The sequence below is a fragment of the Azospirillum largimobile genome, assembly GCF_977007025.2.
Genome location: NZ_CDRMUA020000003.1, coordinates 697,415 through 717,597 on the forward strand (window position 1 = coordinate 697,415; position 20,183 = coordinate 717,597).

General features: G+C 68.4%; 19 protein-coding genes. 11 read left to right on the forward strand and 8 right to left on the reverse strand.

Translation table 11 applies throughout. The annotated features are described in order from the left end of the window. The first annotated feature begins 196 nt into the window (after positions 1-196). Together ACWPKK_RS20740 and ACWPKK_RS20745 are read left to right on the forward strand one after the other, a co-directional pair. On the forward strand, positions 197-1,210 hold the full coding sequence (locus tag ACWPKK_RS20740) for a helix-turn-helix domain-containing protein (RefSeq protein ID WP_452007804.1): 1,014 nt from the start codon (positions 197-199) through the stop codon (positions 1,208-1,210). Between the two features lie 105 nt (positions 1,211-1,315). Further along, positions 1,316-1,894, forward strand: coding sequence for a hypothetical protein (locus ACWPKK_RS20745; protein WP_452007806.1), 579 nt, complete (start codon positions 1,316-1,318; stop codon positions 1,892-1,894). A 49-nt stretch (positions 1,895-1,943) separates the two neighbouring features. Here ACWPKK_RS20745 and ACWPKK_RS20750 read toward each other — a convergent pair whose 3' ends face one another. Beyond that, entirely contained in the window at positions 1,944-2,621 is a 678-nt protein-coding gene (locus ACWPKK_RS20750; protein ID WP_452007808.1) for an SDR family NAD(P)-dependent oxidoreductase, read from the reverse strand. An 88-nt stretch (positions 2,622-2,709) separates the two neighbouring features. Between ACWPKK_RS20750 and ACWPKK_RS20755 the strand changes: the two genes are divergently transcribed. Then, on the forward strand, positions 2,710-3,654 hold the full coding sequence (locus ACWPKK_RS20755; RefSeq protein WP_452007810.1) for a LysR family transcriptional regulator: 945 nt from the start codon (positions 2,710-2,712) through the stop codon (positions 3,652-3,654). Positions 3,655-3,657: 3 nt separating this feature from the next. Here the strand turns inward: ACWPKK_RS20755 and ACWPKK_RS20760 are convergent, their stop codons facing one another. Both ACWPKK_RS20760 and ACWPKK_RS20765 read right to left on the reverse strand, forming a co-directional pair. Further along, positions 3,658-4,866, reverse strand: coding sequence for an extracellular catalytic domain type 1 short-chain-length polyhydroxyalkanoate depolymerase (locus tag ACWPKK_RS20760; protein ID WP_452007812.1), 1,209 nt, complete (start codon positions 4,864-4,866; stop codon positions 3,658-3,660). A gap of 39 nt (positions 4,867-4,905) precedes the next feature. Beyond that, positions 4,906-5,325 (reverse strand): CopG family transcriptional regulator, encoded by a 420-nt coding sequence (locus ACWPKK_RS20765; RefSeq protein ID WP_324870778.1) that lies wholly within the window; start codon positions 5,323-5,325, stop codon positions 4,906-4,908. A gap of 238 nt (positions 5,326-5,563) precedes the next feature. Here ACWPKK_RS20765 and ACWPKK_RS20770 point away from each other — a divergent pair, with 238 nt between their 5' ends. Continuing rightward, the gene (locus ACWPKK_RS20770; RefSeq protein ID WP_452007814.1) at positions 5,564-5,872 is read left to right on the forward strand and encodes a putative quinol monooxygenase; all 309 of its coding nucleotides are present in this window, start codon (positions 5,564-5,566) and stop codon (positions 5,870-5,872) included. 12 nt (positions 5,873-5,884) lie between these two features. Here ACWPKK_RS20770 and ACWPKK_RS20775 read toward each other — a convergent pair whose 3' ends face one another. The 5 genes from ACWPKK_RS20775 to ACWPKK_RS20795 are packed head-to-tail and all read right to left on the reverse strand — an operon-like array spanning position 5,885 to position 11,161. Next, on the reverse strand, positions 5,885-6,577 hold the full coding sequence (locus tag ACWPKK_RS20775; protein ID WP_452007816.1) for a DUF4142 domain-containing protein: 693 nt from the start codon (positions 6,575-6,577) through the stop codon (positions 5,885-5,887). A 24-nt stretch (positions 6,578-6,601) separates the two neighbouring features. Continuing rightward, a complete protein-coding gene (locus ACWPKK_RS20780; RefSeq protein WP_452007818.1) occupies positions 6,602-8,527 on the reverse strand; it encodes a VWA domain-containing protein in 1,926 nt (641 codons plus the stop codon). Positions 8,528-8,530: 3 nt separating this feature from the next. Next, positions 8,531-9,343 (reverse strand): AAA family ATPase, encoded by an 813-nt coding sequence (locus ACWPKK_RS20785; RefSeq protein WP_452007820.1) that lies wholly within the window; start codon positions 9,341-9,343, stop codon positions 8,531-8,533. Further along, positions 9,343-10,692: a cbb3-type cytochrome c oxidase subunit I gene (locus ACWPKK_RS20790; RefSeq protein WP_452007822.1), complete on the reverse strand. Its 1,350-nt coding sequence runs from the start codon at positions 10,690-10,692 to the stop codon at positions 9,343-9,345. The genes ACWPKK_RS20785 and ACWPKK_RS20790 overlap by 1 nt, the downstream gene beginning before the upstream one ends. Positions 10,693-10,708: 16 nt before the next feature. Next, positions 10,709-11,161: a c-type cytochrome gene (locus tag ACWPKK_RS20795; protein WP_252142242.1), complete on the reverse strand. Its 453-nt coding sequence runs from the start codon at positions 11,159-11,161 to the stop codon at positions 10,709-10,711. Between the two features lie 733 nt (positions 11,162-11,894). Here ACWPKK_RS20795 and ACWPKK_RS20800 point away from each other — a divergent pair. The 7 genes from ACWPKK_RS20800 (at position 11,895) to ACWPKK_RS20830 (ending at position 20,180) form a co-directional block, all read left to right on the forward strand. Beyond that, positions 11,895-12,866, forward strand: a complete 972-nt coding sequence (locus tag ACWPKK_RS20800) for a Bug family tripartite tricarboxylate transporter substrate binding protein (RefSeq protein WP_452007824.1) — start codon at positions 11,895-11,897, stop codon at positions 12,864-12,866. A 50-nt stretch (positions 12,867-12,916) separates the two neighbouring features. Then, positions 12,917-13,894, forward strand: a complete 978-nt coding sequence (locus ACWPKK_RS20805; RefSeq protein WP_452007826.1) for a Bug family tripartite tricarboxylate transporter substrate binding protein — start codon at positions 12,917-12,919, stop codon at positions 13,892-13,894. A gap of 72 nt (positions 13,895-13,966) precedes the next feature. Then, the gene (locus ACWPKK_RS20810; protein ID WP_324870154.1) at positions 13,967-14,449 is read left to right on the forward strand and encodes a tripartite tricarboxylate transporter TctB family protein; all 483 of its coding nucleotides are present in this window, start codon (positions 13,967-13,969) and stop codon (positions 14,447-14,449) included. Positions 14,450-14,476: 27 nt separating this feature from the next. Beyond that, positions 14,477-15,997 carry a tripartite tricarboxylate transporter permease gene (locus ACWPKK_RS20815; protein WP_452007829.1) on the forward strand — a complete coding sequence of 507 codons (1,521 nt, stop codon included), beginning with the start codon at positions 14,477-14,479 and terminating at the stop codon, positions 15,995-15,997. A 104-nt stretch (positions 15,998-16,101) separates the two neighbouring features. Then, positions 16,102-16,929 (forward strand): universal stress protein, encoded by an 828-nt coding sequence (locus tag ACWPKK_RS20820; RefSeq protein WP_452007831.1) that lies wholly within the window; start codon positions 16,102-16,104, stop codon positions 16,927-16,929. A 34-nt stretch (positions 16,930-16,963) separates the two neighbouring features. Beyond that, positions 16,964-17,638, forward strand: a complete 675-nt coding sequence (locus tag ACWPKK_RS20825) for a response regulator transcription factor (RefSeq protein ID WP_324870151.1) — start codon at positions 16,964-16,966, stop codon at positions 17,636-17,638. Further along, positions 17,610-20,180 carry an extracellular solute-binding protein gene (locus ACWPKK_RS20830; protein WP_452007833.1) on the forward strand — a complete coding sequence of 857 codons (2,571 nt, stop codon included), beginning with the start codon at positions 17,610-17,612 and terminating at the stop codon, positions 20,178-20,180. Before ACWPKK_RS20825 ends, ACWPKK_RS20830 begins: the two co-directional genes overlap by 29 nt. Positions 20,181-20,183 lie beyond the last annotated feature (3 nt).

Genomic DNA, 20,183 nt, shown 5'->3' on the forward strand with positions numbered 1-20,183 from the left:
TCCACGGCACGCCGCCCACAACCCGCCGTCGTCCAAGATTTGTTAGTTGTCCGAATAATCTATGAGCTTGGATATCTCCGCCGACCCGAGACTGTCCAGCGGAAAATGGGCGGCGGCGGGCCTCCACCAGCCTATTGACCCAAACGCGCCTATCTGAAAGAAAGTTGTACACTAAGCAATTTTGCGGGTTTCCTTCGTGGCCACGCAGACCGTTCCGTTCCGGCGCTTTTCCACCGGCTTCCTTCCGGAACGCGAGCGTTTCGGCGCATGGCGGGATGCCATGACGTCGGTCTACGAGATCGCCCCGCTCGAAGAGGATGCGTGCCGGCGGTTCAGCGGCACGGCCACCAGCGCCCATCTGGGACCGCTGATCGTCGGCACCATGGATGTCGATGCGCTGGCCTACCACCGGTCTCCGGCGAAAATCCGGTCGGACCACATGGACCATTTCATCATCCGCCTCGACCGGTCCGGCGCGGCCGGAAACGCATCGGATGAAATTCTGGTCAAGGACATGGGCCAACCGCTGGCGTTGCCGCCGATGCGGCTGGACGGCGCCTGCATCATCGTTCCCCGCGATGTCATGACCGGCATGCTGCCGCGGGCGGACGCGCTGCATGGGATGCGCCTCGGCGGCATCATGGGGCGGTTGCTGACCGACCACATGCGGTCCCTGGCCCAGGCGGTGCCGGCGGCGACGGTGGAGGAGGCGCCGCAGATCGTGCGCGTCATCCGCGACATGGTCACGGCCTGTCTGGCGCCCAGCCACGACGCGCTGGTGCAGGCAAAACCGCAGGTCGCCGCCACCCTGATCATGCAGGCGCGGCGCTACATCGACGCCAACCTGACCAATCCGGATCTGTCGCCGGATCGGCTGTGCATGGCGCTCGGCCTGTCGCGCTCGGCGCTCTACACGCTGTTCGAGCCCCATCACGGGGTCAACCGCTACATTCAGGAGCGCCGGCTGCTGCGCGTGCGCGAGCACCTGTGCGACCCCGGCGAGCGGCGGCGCATCGGGGAAATCGCCTTCGCCTACGGCTTCACCAGCGAGGCGCATTTCAGCCGGGCCTTCCGCCGCGCCTTCGGCTGCTCGCCGTCGGAGATGCGGGCCGGAGCATCGGCCGGGCCGGTGAAGGATGCCACCTCAATCGGCGCGGCGGGCGGCATCGGCGGCGAATTTCCGGACTGGCTGCGCCGGCTGCGCGCCTGAGCGCGGACGCATGGTCAAGGAAATTTGGACGCCCGGTCATGGCCCGTCCTCCATTGCCACGCTAGCGTATTACTCTAACCGACCAGCCGATCCGAGGTGAGACCCGTGGCTTACGACTTCAAGAGGCTTCTGGACGCCAAGCTCAGCCTGAACGAGCGCCCGCTGGTGATGATGTGGGCGGCGGTCAGCGGCGGTGCCGCCGAAGCGGTGTTCCTGACCTGCCTGGAGCAGTACAAGCAGTCGCCGTCGAAGGCGAAGGTGAAGGTCATCCATGAATGGCTGATCGACCAGGACTCGTCGAAGGGCGACGGCCACTGGGGGCCGATGAACCTGGAATCGGACGGCATCAGCAACACGACCAAGGCATCGGCCGCCAACATAGCCACCGCATCCAACTATTACATCGGCCGCAAGAGCTGGTGGGGGAAGAGAAGTGCCACCCTCAACGCGGCGCTGGGCAACACCCCCGCTCCCAACATGTTCGACACCCTGGCGGAACCGGTGGCAACAGCGCTCGGCACCGTACAGCCATGGTTCAGCGGCTGGTCGCTCTCCCAGGTGGACAGGAAAGACAGCATCGTCATCAACCGGCTGAAGGGCATGGAATACATGAACAATGCCTTCATGTCCGCCGGCTTCAACACCGCCGCGATGGGCATCCGGCTGCCATTCAAGTTCCGGTGATGGGCAAGTTCCGGTGACGGGACGCACGGGCGGCCCGTCACCATAACGATCACGCGTAGGTCAGTTCGAACGGCCGCTCGGCATCCGCAGGGGCGGCGTGCCGGTCCCAATAGGCTTGCGCAACCGTGGCGGGAGCGAAGCGGCCTTCCTCGGCCAGATAGCCGCAGATCGTGACGATGGCGACGTCGATCTTCTTCGGCGCCAGGTCCTGGGCGAGCGTTGCCGTGAGGTTGCGCAGGGCCGCCTTGCCGGCGCTGAGCGCGGCCATCTCCGGATAGGGATAGAGGGCGAATCCGCCGCCGGTGAACAGCACGCTGCCGCCGCCGTTGGCCTCCAGGGCCGGCGCGGCCGCCTGTGCCGCGGCCAGCGGAGCGGCGACGTCCACGACCAGCTCGGCAGCAAGGGTCTTCGGGTCCAGTGCCATGGGCCGCGCCGGCTGGATGGCGGCGGCGTTGTAGATCAGCGCCTTCAGCGGAGACATGACCGCCACTGCCCGTTCGATGGTGCCGCGCAGTCCGTCGAGGTCCGCAGCGTCGGCCGTCAGGGCGTGGGCGGTGATGCCCAGTTCCTGCAATTCGCGGACGAGAGGGGCGAGCCGGTCGGCCGAACGGGCGATCAGCGCGACCTCCCCGAGTTCACGTCCGAACTGCCGGGCGAGCGCGAAGCCCAGGCCCTGACCGGCGCCGACGACGATGGCGGAATGCTTGGTGCTGTGAGCCGTGCTCATGGATGGGGTCCTCCTGCAAGGTCGGCGTCGCGCCGAACACGGTGGACAGTGCGGCCGGACACCGCTATCTGTCCAAGCGGTAGTTGGTATGTCGAGTATCCATGCCATGAATATAAGGTCGATCGACCTGAACCTCGTGATCGCGCTGGAGGCGCTGCTGGAGGAGCGCAGCGTATCGCGTGCGGCACTTCGCATCGGACGCAGCCAGCCGGCGACGAGCAGCGCTCTGGCGCGGCTCCGCGAGATCTTCGGTGATCCGCTGCTGGTGCGGGAGGGGCGGGGATACCGCCTCAGCCCGCGGGCGGAGGAGATCCGGGTGCATGCCGGACAGGCGCTTGCGGCGTTGACGGCTACCTTCCAGGACTCCATCGCCTTCGACCCGGCGGGTGCGGAAATGGAAATCCGCGTGGCCGCCAGCGATTATCTGGCGGCGGTCCTGTTGCCGCCGCTGATGGCGGCACTGTCCCGCTCGGCACCGGGCATCGATCTGCGGGTGATCGCCGCGGACCGCAGATCCGCCATCTCGCTGCTCAAGGACGGCGCGGTGGACCTGTCGCTGGCCGTCGCAGGAGAGGGCGCGGCGGATGTGCTGAACCGCCCGCTCTTCGACGAGGGGTTCGTCATGGTGACCCGCCCCGGCCACCCCTATCACGATGGACCGCCGACGGCGGAACGGTTCGCCGGCTTTCCCGCGCTGCTGGTCTCGCAGACGGGCGACGCTGCGGGCGTCGTCGACGACTGCCTGTCGCGGATGGGGCTGAAGCGGCGGGTCGCACTCACCGTCGCGCATTTCCTGCTGGCCCCGCACCTCGTCGCCGACAGCGACCTTGTGCTGGTCATCGGCCGCCGGGTTGCGGAGGCCGCGAAAGCCCAGCTCGGACTGACGGTCACCGCCCTGCCCTTTCCGATGCCGGGCTTCACGGCACGGATGTACTGGCATGGCTCGACCGCCAGCTACCCGCCGCTGGTCTGGTTCCGGCAGATCGTCGCAGGACTGGACGTCGGATTGCCGGAGCCGCCGGCTTCATCCTGATCGTCAGCCCGGCGTCGCCGACAGGGGATGCTCCAGGAAGAAGCGCATCATCTCTGCCGTGGCATCCGGTCCCTGCGGGTCGGTGTAGGATCCGGCGGGGCTTCCGCCCGCCCAGGCGTGTCCGGCGCCATGGATGGTCCACTGCTCGCACAGCGCCCGGCCGGATGCATCGGCATACAGGGTCCGGCTGTAGGTGCGCCGGCCGGGGGCTTCGCCGTTCTGCGTTTCGGTGCGCAGGCCGGTGACGGCGGCGGTCGCCTGGGCCGCGACCTGATCGCCGTTCTGCGGATTCACCACCGTGTCCCGGTCGCCGTGGAAGATGATGGTGGGCACCTTGCGTCCGGTCCGCGTGGCAGTCGGCGCCGCCCGGCTGCCCTGGCGCATCGCGGCGAGGGCGGACGGAAGATCGCCGGCCGCACCGGCCGGCAGGCCGGAATGCACGCCGACCGCGGCATAGAGATCGGGATAGGCCGCCGCCATGATCGCCGCCGCGGCGCCGCCGGCCGACAGTCCGGCGATGTAGACGCGGGTGGGGTCGATCGGATGCTCGCGCATGATCCGGCGGGTGATGCCGGCCAGCAGGTCGGGCTCCCCACGGTCGCGACGCTGGTCCTCCGGCTTGAACCAGTTCCAGCAGCGCTGGGGGTTGGCCGAGGCCGGCTGTTCCGGATAGGCGACGAACACGCCATGCTGTTCGGCGAAGGCGTTCATCCGGGTGCCGGCGGCGAAATCGTCGGGCGACTGGGTGCAACCATGCAGCATCACCACCAGCGGACGCGGCCCCTCGCCGCGGTTGGCCGGCACATAGAGCTTGTAGGCGCGGGTCCCCGATGCCCCGCTGTAGGACGCCGTCACGAAAGACGCGCCATCGGGCAGCGGGTCGGCGGCGGGGCGGGGGGCACCCGTGCCCGCACCGTGCAGCCCGGTCGGCCGCAGGCGGGCGGCAAGGCCGCGCAGGGTCTCGCCCAGGCCAGTTCTCGCCGCATGGCCGGACCTGTTTCCCGGCGCCTTGCCGGCAGGGGATGCGGGATCGAGCCGCGTGAACTCGCCCTCGATGACTGAAGGGTCGGGTGCGGCCGTGGGGCCGGGTTCGCCCGACCCCCGCAGCAGGCGCTGGACGAGGCCGGTCGCCTCGGCAAGCCGGCCGGCGCGGGTCAGGCGGGCGACCTCGTCCATGCCGGGCAGGAAGCCGGTGGGGCGTGAGTTGGGCATATGGGTTTCTTTCCGGGTTCGGGAATTGTGCCGGCCGCGTCAGCGGATGCGGTCGGCGAGCGCCGCCTTGACGGCGGCCGGCGCATGCAGCGCGCCCAGCACGGTCAGCGAGGCGATGGTGGCGCGGGCGAGGTCGGCGGAAACGTCCTGGGCGATGGTGGCGAGCCCGAGGACGCGGATGTCCAGCATCCTCCCTTCGGCCTGCGCGGCTTCCAGGTCGGCACGGCTGAAATGGCGCAGGCCGAGGTCGACGCTCTTGCGCGTCACGGTCTGGCGGACGACCTCGGCATGCCGGTCGACCTGATTGCGGATGGCCGTGCGGATGAAGTCGGTGCGGTTCGAATAGAATCCTTCATCGACCAGCAGGTCGATATGGCCCAGGTCGACATAGCCGAGATTGATCGTGATCTTCTCGCTGTCGCCTGCCTTGGGCCGCAGGTCGCGGGCCGTGTCGCTCATAGTCGACCATCCTTCCACCATCCAACTGGATGGTAAGTGGATGTCGTTGCCTTCCCGTTCAAGGCCGCCGCCCGCGTTTTCCCGAACCTGTACGAACGATCAGGTTTCTTTCTGGCTGGGATCGGAACAATGAATTTTCTATTCCGCGGCGGGATGCGCTTTAATCCTGGCCGCAACACAGACATGGCCGGCGACCGCACCGGCCCCGGCCAACTCCCTCTAGAAGGAAAACTTCAGAATGACCGTTCCGCCCAGCGATCAGGTGCAGCTCGTCGCCTATCTCGTCGCCAAGCCCGGACAGGAGCAGGCGCTGGCCGATGCCATCACCGCCATCGTTCCGACCGTGCTGAAGGAGCCGGGCTGCCTCGCCTACTCCGCCCATGTCAGCCGCGAGCGGCCCGGCACCATCGTGATGTACGAGGTGTGGCAGGATCAGGCGGCACTCGACGCCCATGCGGCAGGAGCCGCCTTCACCAGCCTCGCAGCACGGTTCGACACGCTGCTGGGCGAGCCGCTGCGGATCGACCTGCTGCGCCGCATCGGCTGACCACCCTCCGTTTCAGCGCGCCTTGGCCGGGTCGCCGTACTGGATGGCCTGCCCCTCGGCCGGGGCGCTGATCCCGAAACGCCCGGCCATCTGCCGCAGGGCGTCGCGGTTCTTCTGGATCGACACCAGATTGGTAATGGCGAAGGTGGCGAGTTCACGGTCGGGCGTGTGCGACGCTTCGGTCTGGTACAGGTCGACGATGCGGTCGTGGATGCGCAGCTGTGCCTCCAGATAGCCTTTGGCGAATCCCTCCCCGCTGGTCGCCGACAGGGATTTCGCCGCCTCCTGCGCCATCCCTTCTTGCGTGTTCGCCGGGTTGGTCACCGCCCCTGCCGCCCCGAACCGGTCGGCGCGCTGCGGAGTCACCTGATCGGCCGGCGGCAGGGTGCGGGCGGAGGACAGGCGTTTCAGGGCGTCGCCGAGCTTCGCGTGGGTTTGCGCGATCTCCCTGGCCATGGCCTTGAAGGCATCGTCCGGCCCCTTCTCCGCCGCGAGCCGCCCGAGTTCGGCCTGCCCCTCGCTGGCCGCCGCGGCTTGCCTGAGGAACAGCGCGTCCTCCAGCGGCAGCGATTGCCCCGGCTGCGGCGGCAGGCGCGGCGTCGGGTCGGGCCGGAGGTTGGCCTGTGCCCAGGCCGAGCCCGAGCCGGACACCAGGATGGTTCCCAACACGGTTCCAAGAATGGCGGCGCGGAGGATCCTAGGCATGATGGCTCCTGTTCCCGTGAACACTCAGCAGGTCAATTGGCGGTAGATGGCCGGCAATGCCGCCGGCAGGCGCGCGACATGCGGGAAGATGGCGTAGGCGCCGGTGCCGAAGATGTAGGGGAGATAGTCGCGCCCCTGCTTGTCCACCGTGATGCCGAACAGCCGCAATCCGGCGCGGCGCGCCTCCTGCACCGCCACGCGGGTGTCCTCGATGGCATAGCGCCCCTCGTAATGGTCGGTATCGTTGGGCTTGCCGTCGGTCAGCACCAGCAGCAGCCGGTGGGTGTGCGGACGGTCCTTCAGGCGGAAGGTGGCGTGGCGCAGCGCGGCCCCCATCCGGGTGTAGCTGCCGGGCTTGAGCGCCTGTATCCGGCGCAGGACGCGGGCGTCCAGCCGCTCCTCGAAATCCTTCACCGTGCGCACGTCCACGCGGTGCCGGCGATGCGAGGTGAAGGTGAGGATGGCGTGCTCGTCGCCACAGGCGGCCAGCCCGTGCGTCAGCGCCAGCAGCGCCTCCTTTTCCACGTCGAGCACGCGCCGCTCCTCGACATAACTGTCGGTGGACAGGGAGACATCGACCAGCACGCAGACCGACAGGTCGCGGGCGACGGTGCGCACCGCGCTGTAGACCCGCTCCGAGCCGTAACCGCCCGACCGCCGGTCGGCGACGGAGCGCACCAGCGCCGAAAGGTCGAGGTCGTCGCCATCGGGCTGGCCGGCCATCCGCTGGCGGCGCGGCCTCATAGCCTCGAACTGGCGGCGCACCAGACGGATGCGGCGGATCGCATCGTCGTCGGGACGCCACTCCTCGCCTTCCAGCGCGGCGGGCTCGGCGATCACGCGGCAATGGTCGGGAAGATAGCGGCGGCGCTTCCAGTCCCATTCGGGATAGGTGATCTCGGCCCGAAGCGGCGCCGCATCGACCTCCTCGGCGGCAAGATCGAGGTCGAGCTTCAGCTTGGTCGAGGCCTTGCGCTCATGCTGACCGACCGTGATCTCGTCCATGTCCTCGGCCGCCTTGCGCGCGTTCTCCTCGTCGTCGTCCTCGACCTTGCGGTTGAGGTTCACCATCTCCGCCAGTCCCAGGATCTTTTCGAAGCGGTTCAGCATCAGCGGGTCGTCGCGCCGGGTCTGGTCGGTATCGCGGCGCTTGGCCTTGCGGCGCTTGCCGTCCCCCTCCGCACCGCCGCCGCCTTCCTCATCGCCGTCCGCCGCCACGCCCGTTCCGGCGGCGTCGGACACCTCGCCCCACAACGGCACGGGCAGGAACGGCCGATAGCCGGGATCCGCCTGGAACGCGTCGAGCGGCGCGGCCCCATCGGCCACCGCGGAAAACATGGCGGTAAACCTGGTGTCGGCAGGCTGCCGTTCCGCACCGAGCAGAGCGAGGACCACGCTTTCCACCGCGGCCTCCTGCGCGGGCAGGCGCCGCCGCGGCCTTACGGCGCGCATTGCCCGGCAAAGCCGTTCATGCAGGACCCGCAGTCCCGGCCATGCCGTCAGCGCGCGGTCACTCGCCACCCTGGCCGCGCGCAGGCGGGCCAGATCGGCCTGCAGCAGGTCTGCGGGAAGCATCGGCGGCGGCTCGGCATGGGCGAAGAAGGCGGCCAGCCATTCGTAGAGGCCGGCGTTGTCCTCGCGCGCCGGAAAGACGTCGAGACGGTCGGGAAGCTGGAGGGTGGCGCCGTCATAGCGGGCACGGTCGAGCTTTTCGGTTCCCAGCCCGAGCCGCTGCTTCAGGCCCAGCCGGTGGCCGGAGGATTCCGCGGCGCTCGCGGCGATACGGACGGCCCCCGGCCCGCCCAGCGCCCTGAACAGCACGCCCAGCTGCGTCCGCATGTCGTCCAGGCCGACCGCCGCCTCCGGATGGCGCGGGTACGACACGGCATTGCCGACAAGGCGGTGCCACAGCGCGCCGACGAACTCCTCCGGTTCCCAGATGGATGCCATGCGTCACCCCAGCGTGAGTTCGGCCACCCGCAGCAGCGCCTTCTTGACCTCCGGGTCGTCGGTTAGCGGCTCGACCATGGCGGCCAGCACCGCCTCGTCGCGCGCCATGCCGTCCCGGATCAGGCTGGCGCAATAGACCAGCAGCCGCGTCGAGACGCCTTCCTCCAGATCCTGTCCCTTGAGCGCGCGCAGGGCGTTGCCCAGCCGGACCAGCGGCGCCACCCGGTCGGCGGCAAGCCCGCTCTCGCGGGCGACGATGGCGATCTCCGCCTCCGGAGCCGGAAAGCCGAACTCGATGGCGATGAAGCGCTGGCGGGTGCTGGGCTTCAGCGACTTCAGGATGTTCTGGTATCCGGGGTTGTAGGACACGACCAGCATGAAGTCGGGCGGGGCCTCCAGAAGCTCGCCGGTGCGTTCCAGCGGAAGCAGGCGGCGGTCGTCGGTCAGCGGGTGCAGGACCACGGTCACGTCCTTGCGCGCCTCCACCACCTCGTCCAGATAGCAGATGGCGCCTTCGCGCACCGCCCGGGTCAGCGGCCCGTCGGTCCAGACGGTGTCGCCGCCCTTCAGCAGGTAGCGCCCGGTCAGGTCGGCGGCGGTCAGGTCGTCGTGGCAGGACACGGTGTGGAGCGGACGCCCCAGCCGCGCCGCCATATGCGCGACGAAGCGCGTCTTGCCGCAGCCGGTCGGCCCCTTCAGCAGCAGCGGCAGCCGGTTGCGGTGGGCATGTTCGAACAGCGCCACCTCGTTGCCGGTCGGGGCGTAGAAGGGGATGGCGGAGCCCGCCACCCCGTCCCCCGATGCATCTCCGCCCATCATTCCGCCGGGGCGACGCTGGGCCGGCTGCGCGCGGGCAGCTGCTCGCGGGCCGGTCCGAAGACGGAATAGACGAACAGCAGAACCGACAGAACCACGAAGACGCCAGACCCGAGACGCATCCAGTAGAACAGGGCCAACTGCTCCTGCACCTCCATATAGGTCATCCCCAGCACGCGCTGCAGATGGATTTGCACGACGCCGCCGAAGGTCAGGGTGAAGGTCATGAAGGCCATGGCCGAGGTCATGATCCAGAAGCTCCACATATTGAGCACCTGGTTGTAGGGCGCGCGGCCCCGCAAGCCCGGCATGGCGTAGGTGATGATCGACAGGTTCAGCATCACATAGGCGCCGAAGAAGGCGAGATGCCCGTGCGCCGCGGTGACCTGGGTGCCGTGGCTGTAGTAGTTCACGAAGGACAGCGTGTGCAGGAAGCCCCACACGCCCGCTCCGAAGAAGGCGAAGACCGGCGTGCCGAGCGTCCACAGGAATGCCGCCCTGTTCGGGTGGTCGCGCCGCCCCTTCCAGGCCATGGTGAAGGCGAAGAGGACCATGACGAAGAAGGGCGCCACCTCGAGCGTGGAGAACAGCGAACCGATCCATTGCCAATAGCCCGGGGCGCCGATCCAGTAGTAATGGTGCCCGGTGCCGAGCAGGCCGGAGAACAGGGCGAGGCCGACGATGGCGTAGAGCCACTTCTCCACCACCTCGCGGTCGACGCCGGTCATCTTGATGACCAGGAAGGCCAGGATCGACGCCATCACCAGTTCCCACACGCCCTCCACCCACAGATGGACGACGTACCACCAGTACATCTTGTCCAGCGCCAGGTTGGCCGGGTTGTAGAAGGCGAACAGGAAGAAGATGGCGACACCCCACAGCCCCAGCAGCAGGACGTTGGTGATCGCCGTCTTACGGCCGCGGAACACGGTCAGCGAGACATTGTAGAGGAAGATCAGCGCCGCGATGACGATGCCGACCTTCACCCACAGCGGCTGTTCCAGGAACTCGCGTCCTTCATGGATGCCCATGGTGTAGCCGATGACCGCCGCAAGGGCGCCGACCATCAGGATCGCCAGCTGGACATAGGCCAGCATCGGGCTCTCGATGTCACGCTCCGCCTCCTCCGGGATCAGATAATAGGCCGAGCCGAAGAAGCCGAGCAGCAGCCACACGATCAACGCGTTGGTGTGGATCATGCGCAGGATGTTGAAGGGCAGCGTTTCGGACAGGAAATTGGGCAGGACATAGACGGTGCCGGCCAACGTGCCGACCAGCACCTGGACGACGAACAGGACCATCGCGCAGGCGAAGTACCAGTAGGCGATGCGCTGGGTTTCGTATTTCATGCCGCGACCCTCCCCTTCAGCCCGCGTTGTTCGGCGGCCAGCCTTGCGTGTCGATGCGGCTGGTCCATTCGAGGAAATCGACGAGGTCGTTGAGCTCCTGGTCGGTGAGATTGAACTGCGGCATCTGGCGGCGCCCCTCGACCCCGCTGGGCTGCGACTGCATCCAGGCGATCAGCGCCGCGCGCGCACTCTCGGCGTCGTCGCGCCCGCCGTAGCGGACCCAGACATTGCCGAGTTCCGGCGCGAAATAGGCGCCCTCGCCGAGGATCGAATGGCAATTGATGCAGGCGTTCTTTTCCCAGACGTGCTTGCCGCGGGCCACGCTGTCCGACAGCGTCGCCTCGTCCGTGCTGGACGTTCGTATGTAGTAGTGGCTGTGGATCGTCAGGGCGACGAAGGTGACCAGGAAGAAGAGCGATCCGCCATAGAAGATGTTGCGTGCCGCTGATTTCGTGAACCGCTCGGCCATCGCCTCCCCCTCGTTGTCGTTTCGCAACAGGATTGCCAATCCACCTCTAATGAAACCTGTGATGGTTCGCAGGGGCTATGGCGCAAAAGGGGAGAGTGGGCGAATTGAACTCGCGGAGTAACTTTCCGCCTTCCGGAGTGGGACCAAATGGGCTGGCGGTGACTATCCAATATCGCACCCTGTCGTTCAAAGGATAACAAGCACCACCTTCGAACAGACACTCCAGCTTGACTGTATGACCAATTGCATGGCTCGGAGGTCATGGCGCGTCAACAAAGGGATTCGACCGGCTCCGCTGCATCGAATACCGCAGTGCGCTGGTGAACGACTCGACAGGCCTGCTTGCCCTCGCCGACGCGTGACAGGACGGAACCCGGTCCGGCATGCTCAGCCGATTGTCGCAGCCCCGGATATTTCGCCTATCCCCTCGAAGGCTGACAGGTTCACGACAGGTTCGTCTGATAAATAATCACCAACACGAATGATCGCTCTGGGAGAAACGTCATGGCGGACCAGCCTGCACGGCCACCGGAAGAAGACCGCAAACCCGCCTTCCATGGCGCCGCGCACGGCGCCGGCGCTGGCGGATCGATCCTGCTCCCGGACATGCCGTTTCCGGAGCGGCGGCCTGGACAGCCCGGCGGAGGGGCGGCGCAGCCGTCCGGTCCGGGCGATCGACAAGGCGATAAACGATAAGTCCGATCGGGGACGGAATCAGTCGGGAGGGTTCATCATGAAATTCGGCATTTCCGCCAAGCTGGCATTCGCCGCGGCCGTGGCAATCGGCACCGCGTCCTTCACCGCCCCGGCTTCGGCCGAACTGAAGTCGGTGGAGATCATCGCCCCGGCCAATCCCGGCGGCGGGTACGACCAGCATGCCCGCGCGATGCAGCAGGTGATGCAGAACCACAAGCTGGCGTCCGGCGTCCAGGTGGTCAACATCCCCGGCGCCGGCGGCACCATCGGCCTCAGCCAGTTCGTCACGTCGAAGAAGCGCAATCCCGGCATGATGATCAGCGGCCTCGGCATGATCGGCGCCATCCTGATCAACAAGTCGCCGGTGACGCTGGATCAGGTGACGCCGCTGGGCCGCCTGACCGGCGAATACCAGCCGATCGTCGTCGCGGCGGATTCGCCGATCAAGACGCTCGACGACCTGATCCGGAAATTCAAGGCCGATCCCGGTTCGGTGTCCTGGGGCGGCTTCGCCGTCGGCAGCCCCGACCACATCCTCTACGGCCTGATCGTCAAGGCGGTGGGCGGCGACGTCGGCAAGATGAACTACATCGCGGCCGGGGCCGGCGGCGAGATGATGGCGTCGATCCTGGGCGGCCACATCACCGTCGCCACCGGCGGCTACAACGAGATGGCCTCGCAGCTCCAGGCCGGAAAGCTGCGGGCGCTCGCCATCTCTGCGCCGCAGCGCGTGCCCGGAATCGACATCCCGACCTTCAAGGAACAGGGCGTCGACGTTGAACTGGTGAACTGGCGCGCCGTGATGGCGCCGGGGACCCTGAAGGCGGACGAGTTGAAGGCGATGGACGAGGCCGTCGGCGCGATGGTCAAGACCGACGAATGGAAGCAGATCGCCAAGGAGCGCGGTTGGATCGACCTCTACCTGCCGGCCGACCGCTTCGCCGCCTTCCTCAAGGAGGAGCGCAGCCGGATCGGCGCCGTGCTGACCGACCTCGGCCTCGTCAAGTAGGGCTTCAAGTAACCCGCCTTCCCACAAAAAACATTACCAGGAGGAACCCCATGGGCACCCGTCGCGCCACCCTGTTCAAGGGCCTGTTCACCGCCGCCGCCCTGATCGCCGGCACCGTCACCGCCACCCCGTCGCTGGCCGAGATGAAGGGGCTGGAGATCATCGCCCCGGCCAGCCCCGGCGGCGGCTGGGACCAGCATGCGCGCACGCTCCAGCAGGTGCTGCAGAACCAGAAGCTGGCCTCCGGCGTCCAGGTCTCCAACATCCCCGGCGCCGGCGGCACCATCGGACTGGCGCAATTCGTCACCGCCAAGAAGCGCAACCCCGCCATTCTCGTCGGCGGCCAGATCATGCTTGGCGCCATCGTCACCAACAAGTCGGCGGTCACGCTGGACCAGGTGGCGCCGCTGGCCCGGCTGACCGGCGAATACACCGCCATCGTCGTGCCGGCAGATTCGCCCATCAAGTCCTTCGGCGACCTGCTGCAGAAGTTCAAGGCCGACCCCGGATCGGTGTCGTGGGGCGGCGGTTCGGCCGGCGGCAGCGACCAGATCCTCGCCGGGCTGATCGCCAAGACGGTCGGCGTCGACCCGGCCAAGGTCAACTATGTCGCCACCGCCGGCGGCGGCGAGCTGCTGGCCTCGGCGCTGGGCGGCCATGTGACGCTGGGCATGGGCGGCTACAACGAGTTCGCACCGCAGTTCCAGGCCGGAAAGCTGCGCGCCATCGCCGTTTCCGCGCCGCAGCGCCTTCCCGGCACCGACACCCCGACCCTGAAGGAGCAGGGCGTCGACCTGGAATTCGTCAACTGGCGCGGCATCTTCGCCCAGGCCAACGCCAAGCCGGCCGAGATGAAGGAGCTTCAGGAGGCCGTGGCCAAGGCGGTCGCCAGCCCCGAATGGCAGGACATCCTGAAGCAGCGCGGCTGGATCGACCAGTACCAGCCGGCCGACCAGTTCGCCGCCTTCCTGAAGGAAGACCGCGCCCGCATCGAAGGGACGCTGAAGGACATCGGCGTCACCAAGTAACGGCGGCTCCGTCGCGGGCGCCCGCAAGCAGGGGGCGCCCATCGGCCACTGCATGGAAATGGGGAGGATGCGATGACCACTGGCCGCAGTTTGCGGATCGGCGAAGCCTTGCTCGGCGGCGGCCTGTTCGCCCTGGGCGCGCTGATCGCCGTGGAGACCATGCTGACACCGTCCGCCGGCCGCGGCGTCGTCGGCCCCGCCCTGTTCCCCTACCTGATCTCGGCCGGCCTGATGCTGGTCGCCCTGTCGCTGCTGCGCGAGGCCTTCGCCGGACACATCGCGCATGAAGGCGGGCTGGAGCTGGACCTGCGGGCGGTGGTGCTGGTCGCGGCCGGACTGGCCGCCCAGTTCCTGCTGATCGAATATCTCGGCTGGATTCCGGCCGCCGCCATGCTGTTCGTCGCGGTGGCGCGCGCCTTCGGCAATCGCCGCTATCTGCTGAACGCCGTGTTCGGGCTCGTGCTCGCCGGCGGGACCTTCGCGGTCTTCAACTACGGCCTCGACCTGAACCTGCCGATCGGCACCGTCGGCGAGTGGTTCCTGCCGGCCGAATAAGCGTCCTTTCGGGAAGGAAACGCATCCATGGACACCCTCGCCGCGCTCGGCCACGGCTTCCTCGTGGCACTGACGCCCTACAACCTGCTGTGGTCGGCCATCGGGGTCACCGTGGGCACGGCGGTCGGCGTCCTGCCCGGCATCGGCCCGGCGCTCACCGTGGCGCTGCTGTTGCCGGTCACCTACCATCTGGAGCCGACCTCCGCCTTCATCATGTTCGCCGGCATCTATTACGGCGCCATGTATGGCGGCTCCACCACCTCGATCCTGCTGAACGCGCCGGGCGAGTCGGGCAGCATCGTCACCGCCATCGACGGCCACGCCATGGCCCGCCAGGGCCGTGGTGCCCAGGCGCTCGCCACCGCCGCCATCGGTTCCTTCATCGCCGGCACCATCGCCACCGCGGCGCTGACCTTCGTCGCGCCGCTGATGGTGAAGATGGCGCTGCTGTTCGGTCCGGCCGAGTATTTCGCCCTGATGGTGCTGGCGCTGACCACCGTCACGGCGGTGCTGGGCAATTCGCTGGCTCGCGGGCTGGGCAGCCTGTTCCTTGGGCTGGCGCTGGGTCTGGTCGGCATCGACATGCAGACCGGCCAGGCGCGGCTGGCCTTCGGCGTGCCGGAGCTGCTGGACGGCATCGACACCGTCGTCGTCGCGGTCGGGCTGTTTGCGGTGGGTGAGACGCTCTACGTCGCCTCGCGCTTCCGCTTCGAGCGGGAGGAGATCTACGCGCTGAAGGGCTCCAAATGGATGAGCCGTGAGGACTGGTCGCGCTCCTGGAAGCCGTGGCTGCGCGGCACCCTGCTGGGCTTCCCCATCGGCGCGCTTCCGGCCGGCGGCAGCGAGATCCCGACCTTCCTGTCCTACCTCGTCGAAAAGCGGCTGGCGAAGAAGCCGGAGGAGTTCGGCCACGGCGCCATCGAGGCGGTGGCAGGCCCGGAAGCCGCCAACAACGCGTCCGCCGCCGGCGTGCTGGCGCCGCTGCTGTCGCTCGGCCTGCCGACCTCGGCCACCGCGGCGATCATGCTTGCCGCCTTCCAGCAATACGGCCTGCAGCCCGGCCCGACGCTGTTCGACAGCAACCCGGAACTGGTCTGGGGCATGATCGCCAGCCTCTATGTCGGCAATGTCCTGCTGCTTCTGCTGAACCTGCCGCTGGTGGGGATGTGGGTGAAGCTGCTGGTCATCCCGCGGCCCTGGCTCTATGCCGGCATCCTGGTGTTCTCCACGCTGGGCGCCTACACGCTGAACAACAATGTGGTCGATCTGGTCATCCTGTGGGTGATCGGGCTGGTCGGCTTCGGCATGCGGGTGCTGAACGTGCCGGTGGCGCCCTGCGTCGTCGGGCTGATCCTGGGTCCGCTGGCCGAACAGCAGTTCCGCCGCGCGCTCGCCATCAGCCAGGGCGACGCCACCGTCTTCATCACCCATCCGATCTCCGCAGCCCTGCTCGCCATCGCCGTGCTGCTGGTGGTCGGTCCGCTGGTGATGCGCCGCCGCAGCCGGACCGCCGCGTCCGACCATGCCGGCAAGACCTCCGCGGTCTGATCGGCGGCGGTCTGATCGCCCACTCTTTCCGGCTCGCCCCTCCCAGCCTGGAATCCGGAAACCGCCTGGATTCCGCAAGCCGGTCCCTGTACGGAGAACACGCCATGAAGAAGGTTCTCGTTCCCCTCACCGGCCGTCCGCTGGACCGCCGCGCCGTCGCCTCCGCCTTCCTGGTCGCCGAACGCTTCGCCGCCCATGTGGAGGGGCTCAGCGTCATGCCGCAGGTGGAAATCCGCACCTCCATCGAGAGCGCCGCCATCCCCAAGGCGCTGGTGGAGCAGCTGATCCGCATCGGACAGGCCGAACAGGCGGAGGTGGTGGACGCCGCACACCAGCTGTTCGACGAATTCCGCGACCGTCACGGCGGCGTCACCGCCTCCTGGCAGCAGGCGACCGGCCCACTGGCGGAAACCGTGTCGGAAGAGGCGCGATTGGCCGACCTCACCGTGATCGCCCAGGCGTCCGACGGTACCAACGCGATGGGCCCGGTGATCGAGGCGGCGCTGTTCGGCTCCGGCCGGCCGCTTCTGCTGGCGCCGAAGGCGGAGCCGGCGGCGCTCGGCGACACGGTCGCGGTCGCCTGGGACGGCGGGGCGGCGGCGGCCCGCGCGGTCGCCACCGCCATCCCCTTCCTGCACCGGGCGGGCAAGGTCGTCGTGCTGTCCACCGACACGCCGCCGGACACCCGCTCGGCCGATCCCGACCGCCTGACCGGCTATCTCGCCCTGCACGGCATCGTCGCCACTGTCCAGCGCATCGCCGTATCCTCCGGCGTCAGCCGGGCGCTGCTGGAGAACGCCCAGGCGCTGGGCTGCGACCTGCTGGTGATGGGCGGCTACGGGCACAGCCGGGTCCGCGAACGGGTATGGGGCGGCGTGACGCTCGACATCCTGCGCGAGCCGCCTACCCTGCCGATCCTGATGGCCCATTGAGGCATCGGACAGGTCCGGAACGGAGGGGCAGCCCATGCGCATTCTCGTCGTCGAAGACACCGAGGATCTGGCCGACGCCATCGTCCATCGACTGCGCAAGCTGGGCTATGCGGTGGATTGGGTGGCCGACGGCCACGAGGCGGAGGAGTTGCTGCGCCGGGAGCCTTACCAGCTCGTCCTTCTCGACATCATGCTGCCGGGCATCGACGGGCAGGCGCTGCTGGGCCAGTTGCGCCGGCGCCGCAACGCCACCCCGGTTCTGATGATGACCGCGCGGTCGCAGGTGGACGTGAAGATCGACCTGCTCGACCTCGGCGCCGACGACTTCATCGTCAAGCCCTTCGACCTGCGCGAGTTGGAGGCACGCTGTCGCGCGCTGTTGCGTCGCTCCCACGGCATGGCGTCGTCGCGCACCGAGTTCGGCAACATCCTGTTCGACGCCGCGGCCAAGCTGGTGCAGGTCGACGGCAAGCCGGTCGAACTGGGCGGACGCGAGTTCCGGCTGCTGGAGCTGTTCCTCGGCCATCTCGGCGCGGTGATGTCGAAGGAGGACCTGATGGACCGCCTGTTCAGCCTGGACCAGCCCACCGCGCTGAACGCCATCGAGTTGTACGTCTCGCGGCTGCGGCGCAAGATGCAGGGATCGTCGATGGAGATCCGCACGGTTCGGGGGCTGGGATATGTGGCGGAAATCCGCAACGGGGAGTGAGGGAACCTATTCGCTGCGCCGCCGCCTGTTCATCCGGCTGCTCGGCGTGCTGGCGGTGCTGACCGGCTGCCTGTTCCTGTTCGTCGACGCCTATGCGCGGCGCGCCGCCGACGCCGCCTTCGACCGCCTGCTGGCGGCGTCCGCCCTGTCGATCGCCGACACGGTGCGCGTGCAGGACGGCGCGTTCTTGGTCGATCTGCCCTATTCCTCGCTCAGCATCCTGGCCCAGGGTGGAGAGGAGCAGGGCGGCGGGCGCGACCGTCTCTTCTACCGTATCGTCGCGCCGGACGGCTCGCCGGTCACGGGATACGACGACCTGCCGGTGACCGCCAAGCCCAGCGCCAGCGTCCGCCCGCAATTCGCCGACGCCACCTATCGCGATGCACGGGTGCGCGTCGCCACGCTCGACCGCTTCGTGGCGCAGCCGGGCCTTGCCGGCTGGGTGACCATCGCCGTCGCCCAGACGCGGGAGGAACGGCAGGCGCTGGCGCGCGACATCCTCGCCAATGCCTTCCTGCCCATCGTCTTCGCCATGCTGGCCGTGGCCGGGCTGGTGTGGTTCGGCATCCGGCAGGCGCTGGCTCCGCTCGGCTCGCTGGAGCGCGCGCTGCGCGATCGCCACGCCCGCGACCTCTCCCCCATCGCCATGCCGCCGCCGCAGGAGGTGTCGCAGCTGGTCCATGCAATCAACCAGCTGATGGAGCGGCTGAAGTCGAATTTGGACACAATGCAGACCTTCCTTGCCGACGCCGCCCACCAGATCCGCACGCCGCTCGCCAGCCTGCGCCTGCAGGCCGAACTTGCGGCGGACGAGGACGATCCCGCCGCCATGCGCCGCATCGCCCAGCGCGTCCACCGCAACGCCGTGGAGGCAAGCCAGCTCACCAGCCAGCTATTGAACCACGCCATGGTGATGCACCGCAGCGAGGCGCTGAATCCGGAGGATGTGGACATCGGCGCCCTGCTGGAACAGGTGATCCAGCGGGCGCGGCCCGTCGCCGGAGAAACGCCGATCCGGCTGGAAGTCGACCCCGCGGCCGAGCCGGGTCTGGTCCCCGGCGACGCCATCAGCCTGCGCGAGGCGCTGACCAACCTCGTGGACAATGCGGTAAAATACGCCGGCGCCGCAGGCGCCATCGACGTGTCCCTGGCCCGCCGGCCCGGCGACCGTGGCCTGCGCATCGAGGTGGCCGACCGCGGTCCCGGCATCCCGGACGCGGAAAAGACGAAGGTGCTGACCCGCTTCGGACGCGGCAGTTCGGCGGCCGGGGTCGCCGGCAGCGGGCTGGGGCTGGCCATCGTCCATTCCGTGGTCGAGGCGCACGGCGCCGCCCTGTCGCTGCTCGACCGTCCGGGCGGCGGGCTGGTGGCGCGGATCGACTTCCCCAGCGCGCTCGCCGGCATCACCGCCGCCACCGGGTCTGATCCCGTCGCCGGCCCGTCCGTCGGCCGGGCTGCATTGCTGGCCGTGGCCTTCGCGGCATTGACCGCGCTGTGGTCACCCGCGCAGACGGCCGCTCAAACGGCGACCCCAGCAGCGACACAGACCATCACCTATCCGGCCCCCGGCACGGCGCGGGACCGGCTGCGCATCCACGCGGCAACCGACCGCCAGGCGATGGAGCCGCTGGTCCTCGACTTCCAGCGCGCGCATCCGGACGTCACGGTGGAGTATGTCGACGTCGGCACGTCCGAGCTGTACGCCCGCGCGGTCAAGGATGCCGAGACGGACAAGCCGGACCTGCTGATCAGCTCCGCCGCCGACCTGCAGGTCAAGCTGGTGAATGACGGCCACACCCAGCCCCACATCCCGGCCGACAGCCAGTTCCTGCCGGGCTGGGCCAACTGGCGGAACGAAGCCTTCGGCTTCACCTTCGAGCCGGCAGTGATCGCCTATGACCGCAACCGCCTGGCCGAAGACCGGGTGCCGCGCACCCGCGACGCGCTGATCCGGCTGCTGCGCGAGGATCGCGCCCATTACGGCCGGCTGGTCGCCACCTACGACGTCACCATCAGCGGCATCGGCTATCTCCTGGCCTCGCACGACGCGCTGCTGTTCAGCCAATATTGGCAACTGGTGGCGCTGATGGGCAATGCCCAGGTGCGGACGGCCTGCTGCAGCGCCGACCTTCTCGACATGGTGGAGCGGGGCGAGGCGCTGATCGCCTACAATGTCCTGGGGTCCTACGCGCGGGCGCGGGTGGCGGCCGGTGCCCCCATCGGCATCGTGATGCCGGAGGACTACACGCTGGTCATCTCGCGCGTGGCGGTGATCCCGAAATCGGCGCCGCGCCCCCGGCTGGCCGGACTGTTCATCGATTACCTGCTGTCCACCCGCGGGCAGGAGGTGGTCGCCGACCGCTCCGCCCTTTACGCCCTCTCCTCCTCGGTCACCCGAGAGGCGTCGGCCGCCGGCCTGCGCTCCAGCACCGTGGCGCCCCTGCAGCCGATAGCGCTCAGCGCGGCACTGCTGGTCTTCCTCGACCCGCTCAAGCGCGGGACTTTCCTGCGGCAATGGCGGTCGGCGGTGCAGCTGCCCTGATGT

Bases quoted from the DNA above. Each gene is read 5' to 3' on its own strand.
- ACWPKK_RS20750 (WP_452007808.1), bottom strand. From the start codon at position 2,621: ATGAGCACGGCTCACAGCACCAAGCATTCCGCCATCGTCGTCGGCGCC.
- ACWPKK_RS20755 (WP_452007810.1), top strand. From the start codon at position 2,710: ATGTCGAGTATCCATGCCATGAATATAAGGTCGATCGACCTGAACCTC.
- ACWPKK_RS20760 (WP_452007812.1), bottom strand. From the start codon at position 4,866: ATGCCCAACTCACGCCCCACCGGCTTCCTGCCCGGCATGGACGAGGTC.
- ACWPKK_RS20765 (WP_324870778.1), bottom strand. From the start codon at position 5,325: ATGAGCGACACGGCCCGCGACCTGCGGCCCAAGGCAGGCGACAGCGAG.
- ACWPKK_RS20770 (WP_452007814.1), top strand. From the start codon at position 5,564: ATGACCGTTCCGCCCAGCGATCAGGTGCAGCTCGTCGCCTATCTCGTC.
- ACWPKK_RS20775 (WP_452007816.1), bottom strand. From the start codon at position 6,577: ATGCCTAGGATCCTCCGCGCCGCCATTCTTGGAACCGTGTTGGGAACC.
- ACWPKK_RS20780 (WP_452007818.1), bottom strand. From the start codon at position 8,527: ATGGCATCCATCTGGGAACCGGAGGAGTTCGTCGGCGCGCTGTGGCAC.
- ACWPKK_RS20785 (WP_452007820.1), bottom strand. From the start codon at position 9,343: ATGGGCGGAGATGCATCGGGGGACGGGGTGGCGGGCTCCGCCATCCCC.
- ACWPKK_RS20790 (WP_452007822.1), bottom strand. From the start codon at position 10,692: ATGAAATACGAAACCCAGCGCATCGCCTACTGGTACTTCGCCTGCGCG.
- ACWPKK_RS20795 (WP_252142242.1), bottom strand. From the start codon at position 11,161: ATGGCCGAGCGGTTCACGAAATCAGCGGCACGCAACATCTTCTATGGC.
- ACWPKK_RS20800 (WP_452007824.1), top strand. From the start codon at position 11,895: ATGAAATTCGGCATTTCCGCCAAGCTGGCATTCGCCGCGGCCGTGGCA.
- ACWPKK_RS20805 (WP_452007826.1), top strand. From the start codon at position 12,917: ATGGGCACCCGTCGCGCCACCCTGTTCAAGGGCCTGTTCACCGCCGCC.
- ACWPKK_RS20810 (WP_324870154.1), top strand. From the start codon at position 13,967: ATGACCACTGGCCGCAGTTTGCGGATCGGCGAAGCCTTGCTCGGCGGC.
- ACWPKK_RS20815 (WP_452007829.1), top strand. From the start codon at position 14,477: ATGGACACCCTCGCCGCGCTCGGCCACGGCTTCCTCGTGGCACTGACG.
- ACWPKK_RS20820 (WP_452007831.1), top strand. From the start codon at position 16,102: ATGAAGAAGGTTCTCGTTCCCCTCACCGGCCGTCCGCTGGACCGCCGC.
- ACWPKK_RS20825 (WP_324870151.1), top strand. From the start codon at position 16,964: ATGCGCATTCTCGTCGTCGAAGACACCGAGGATCTGGCCGACGCCATC.
- ACWPKK_RS20830 (WP_452007833.1), top strand. From the start codon at position 17,610: ATGTGGCGGAAATCCGCAACGGGGAGTGAGGGAACCTATTCGCTGCGC.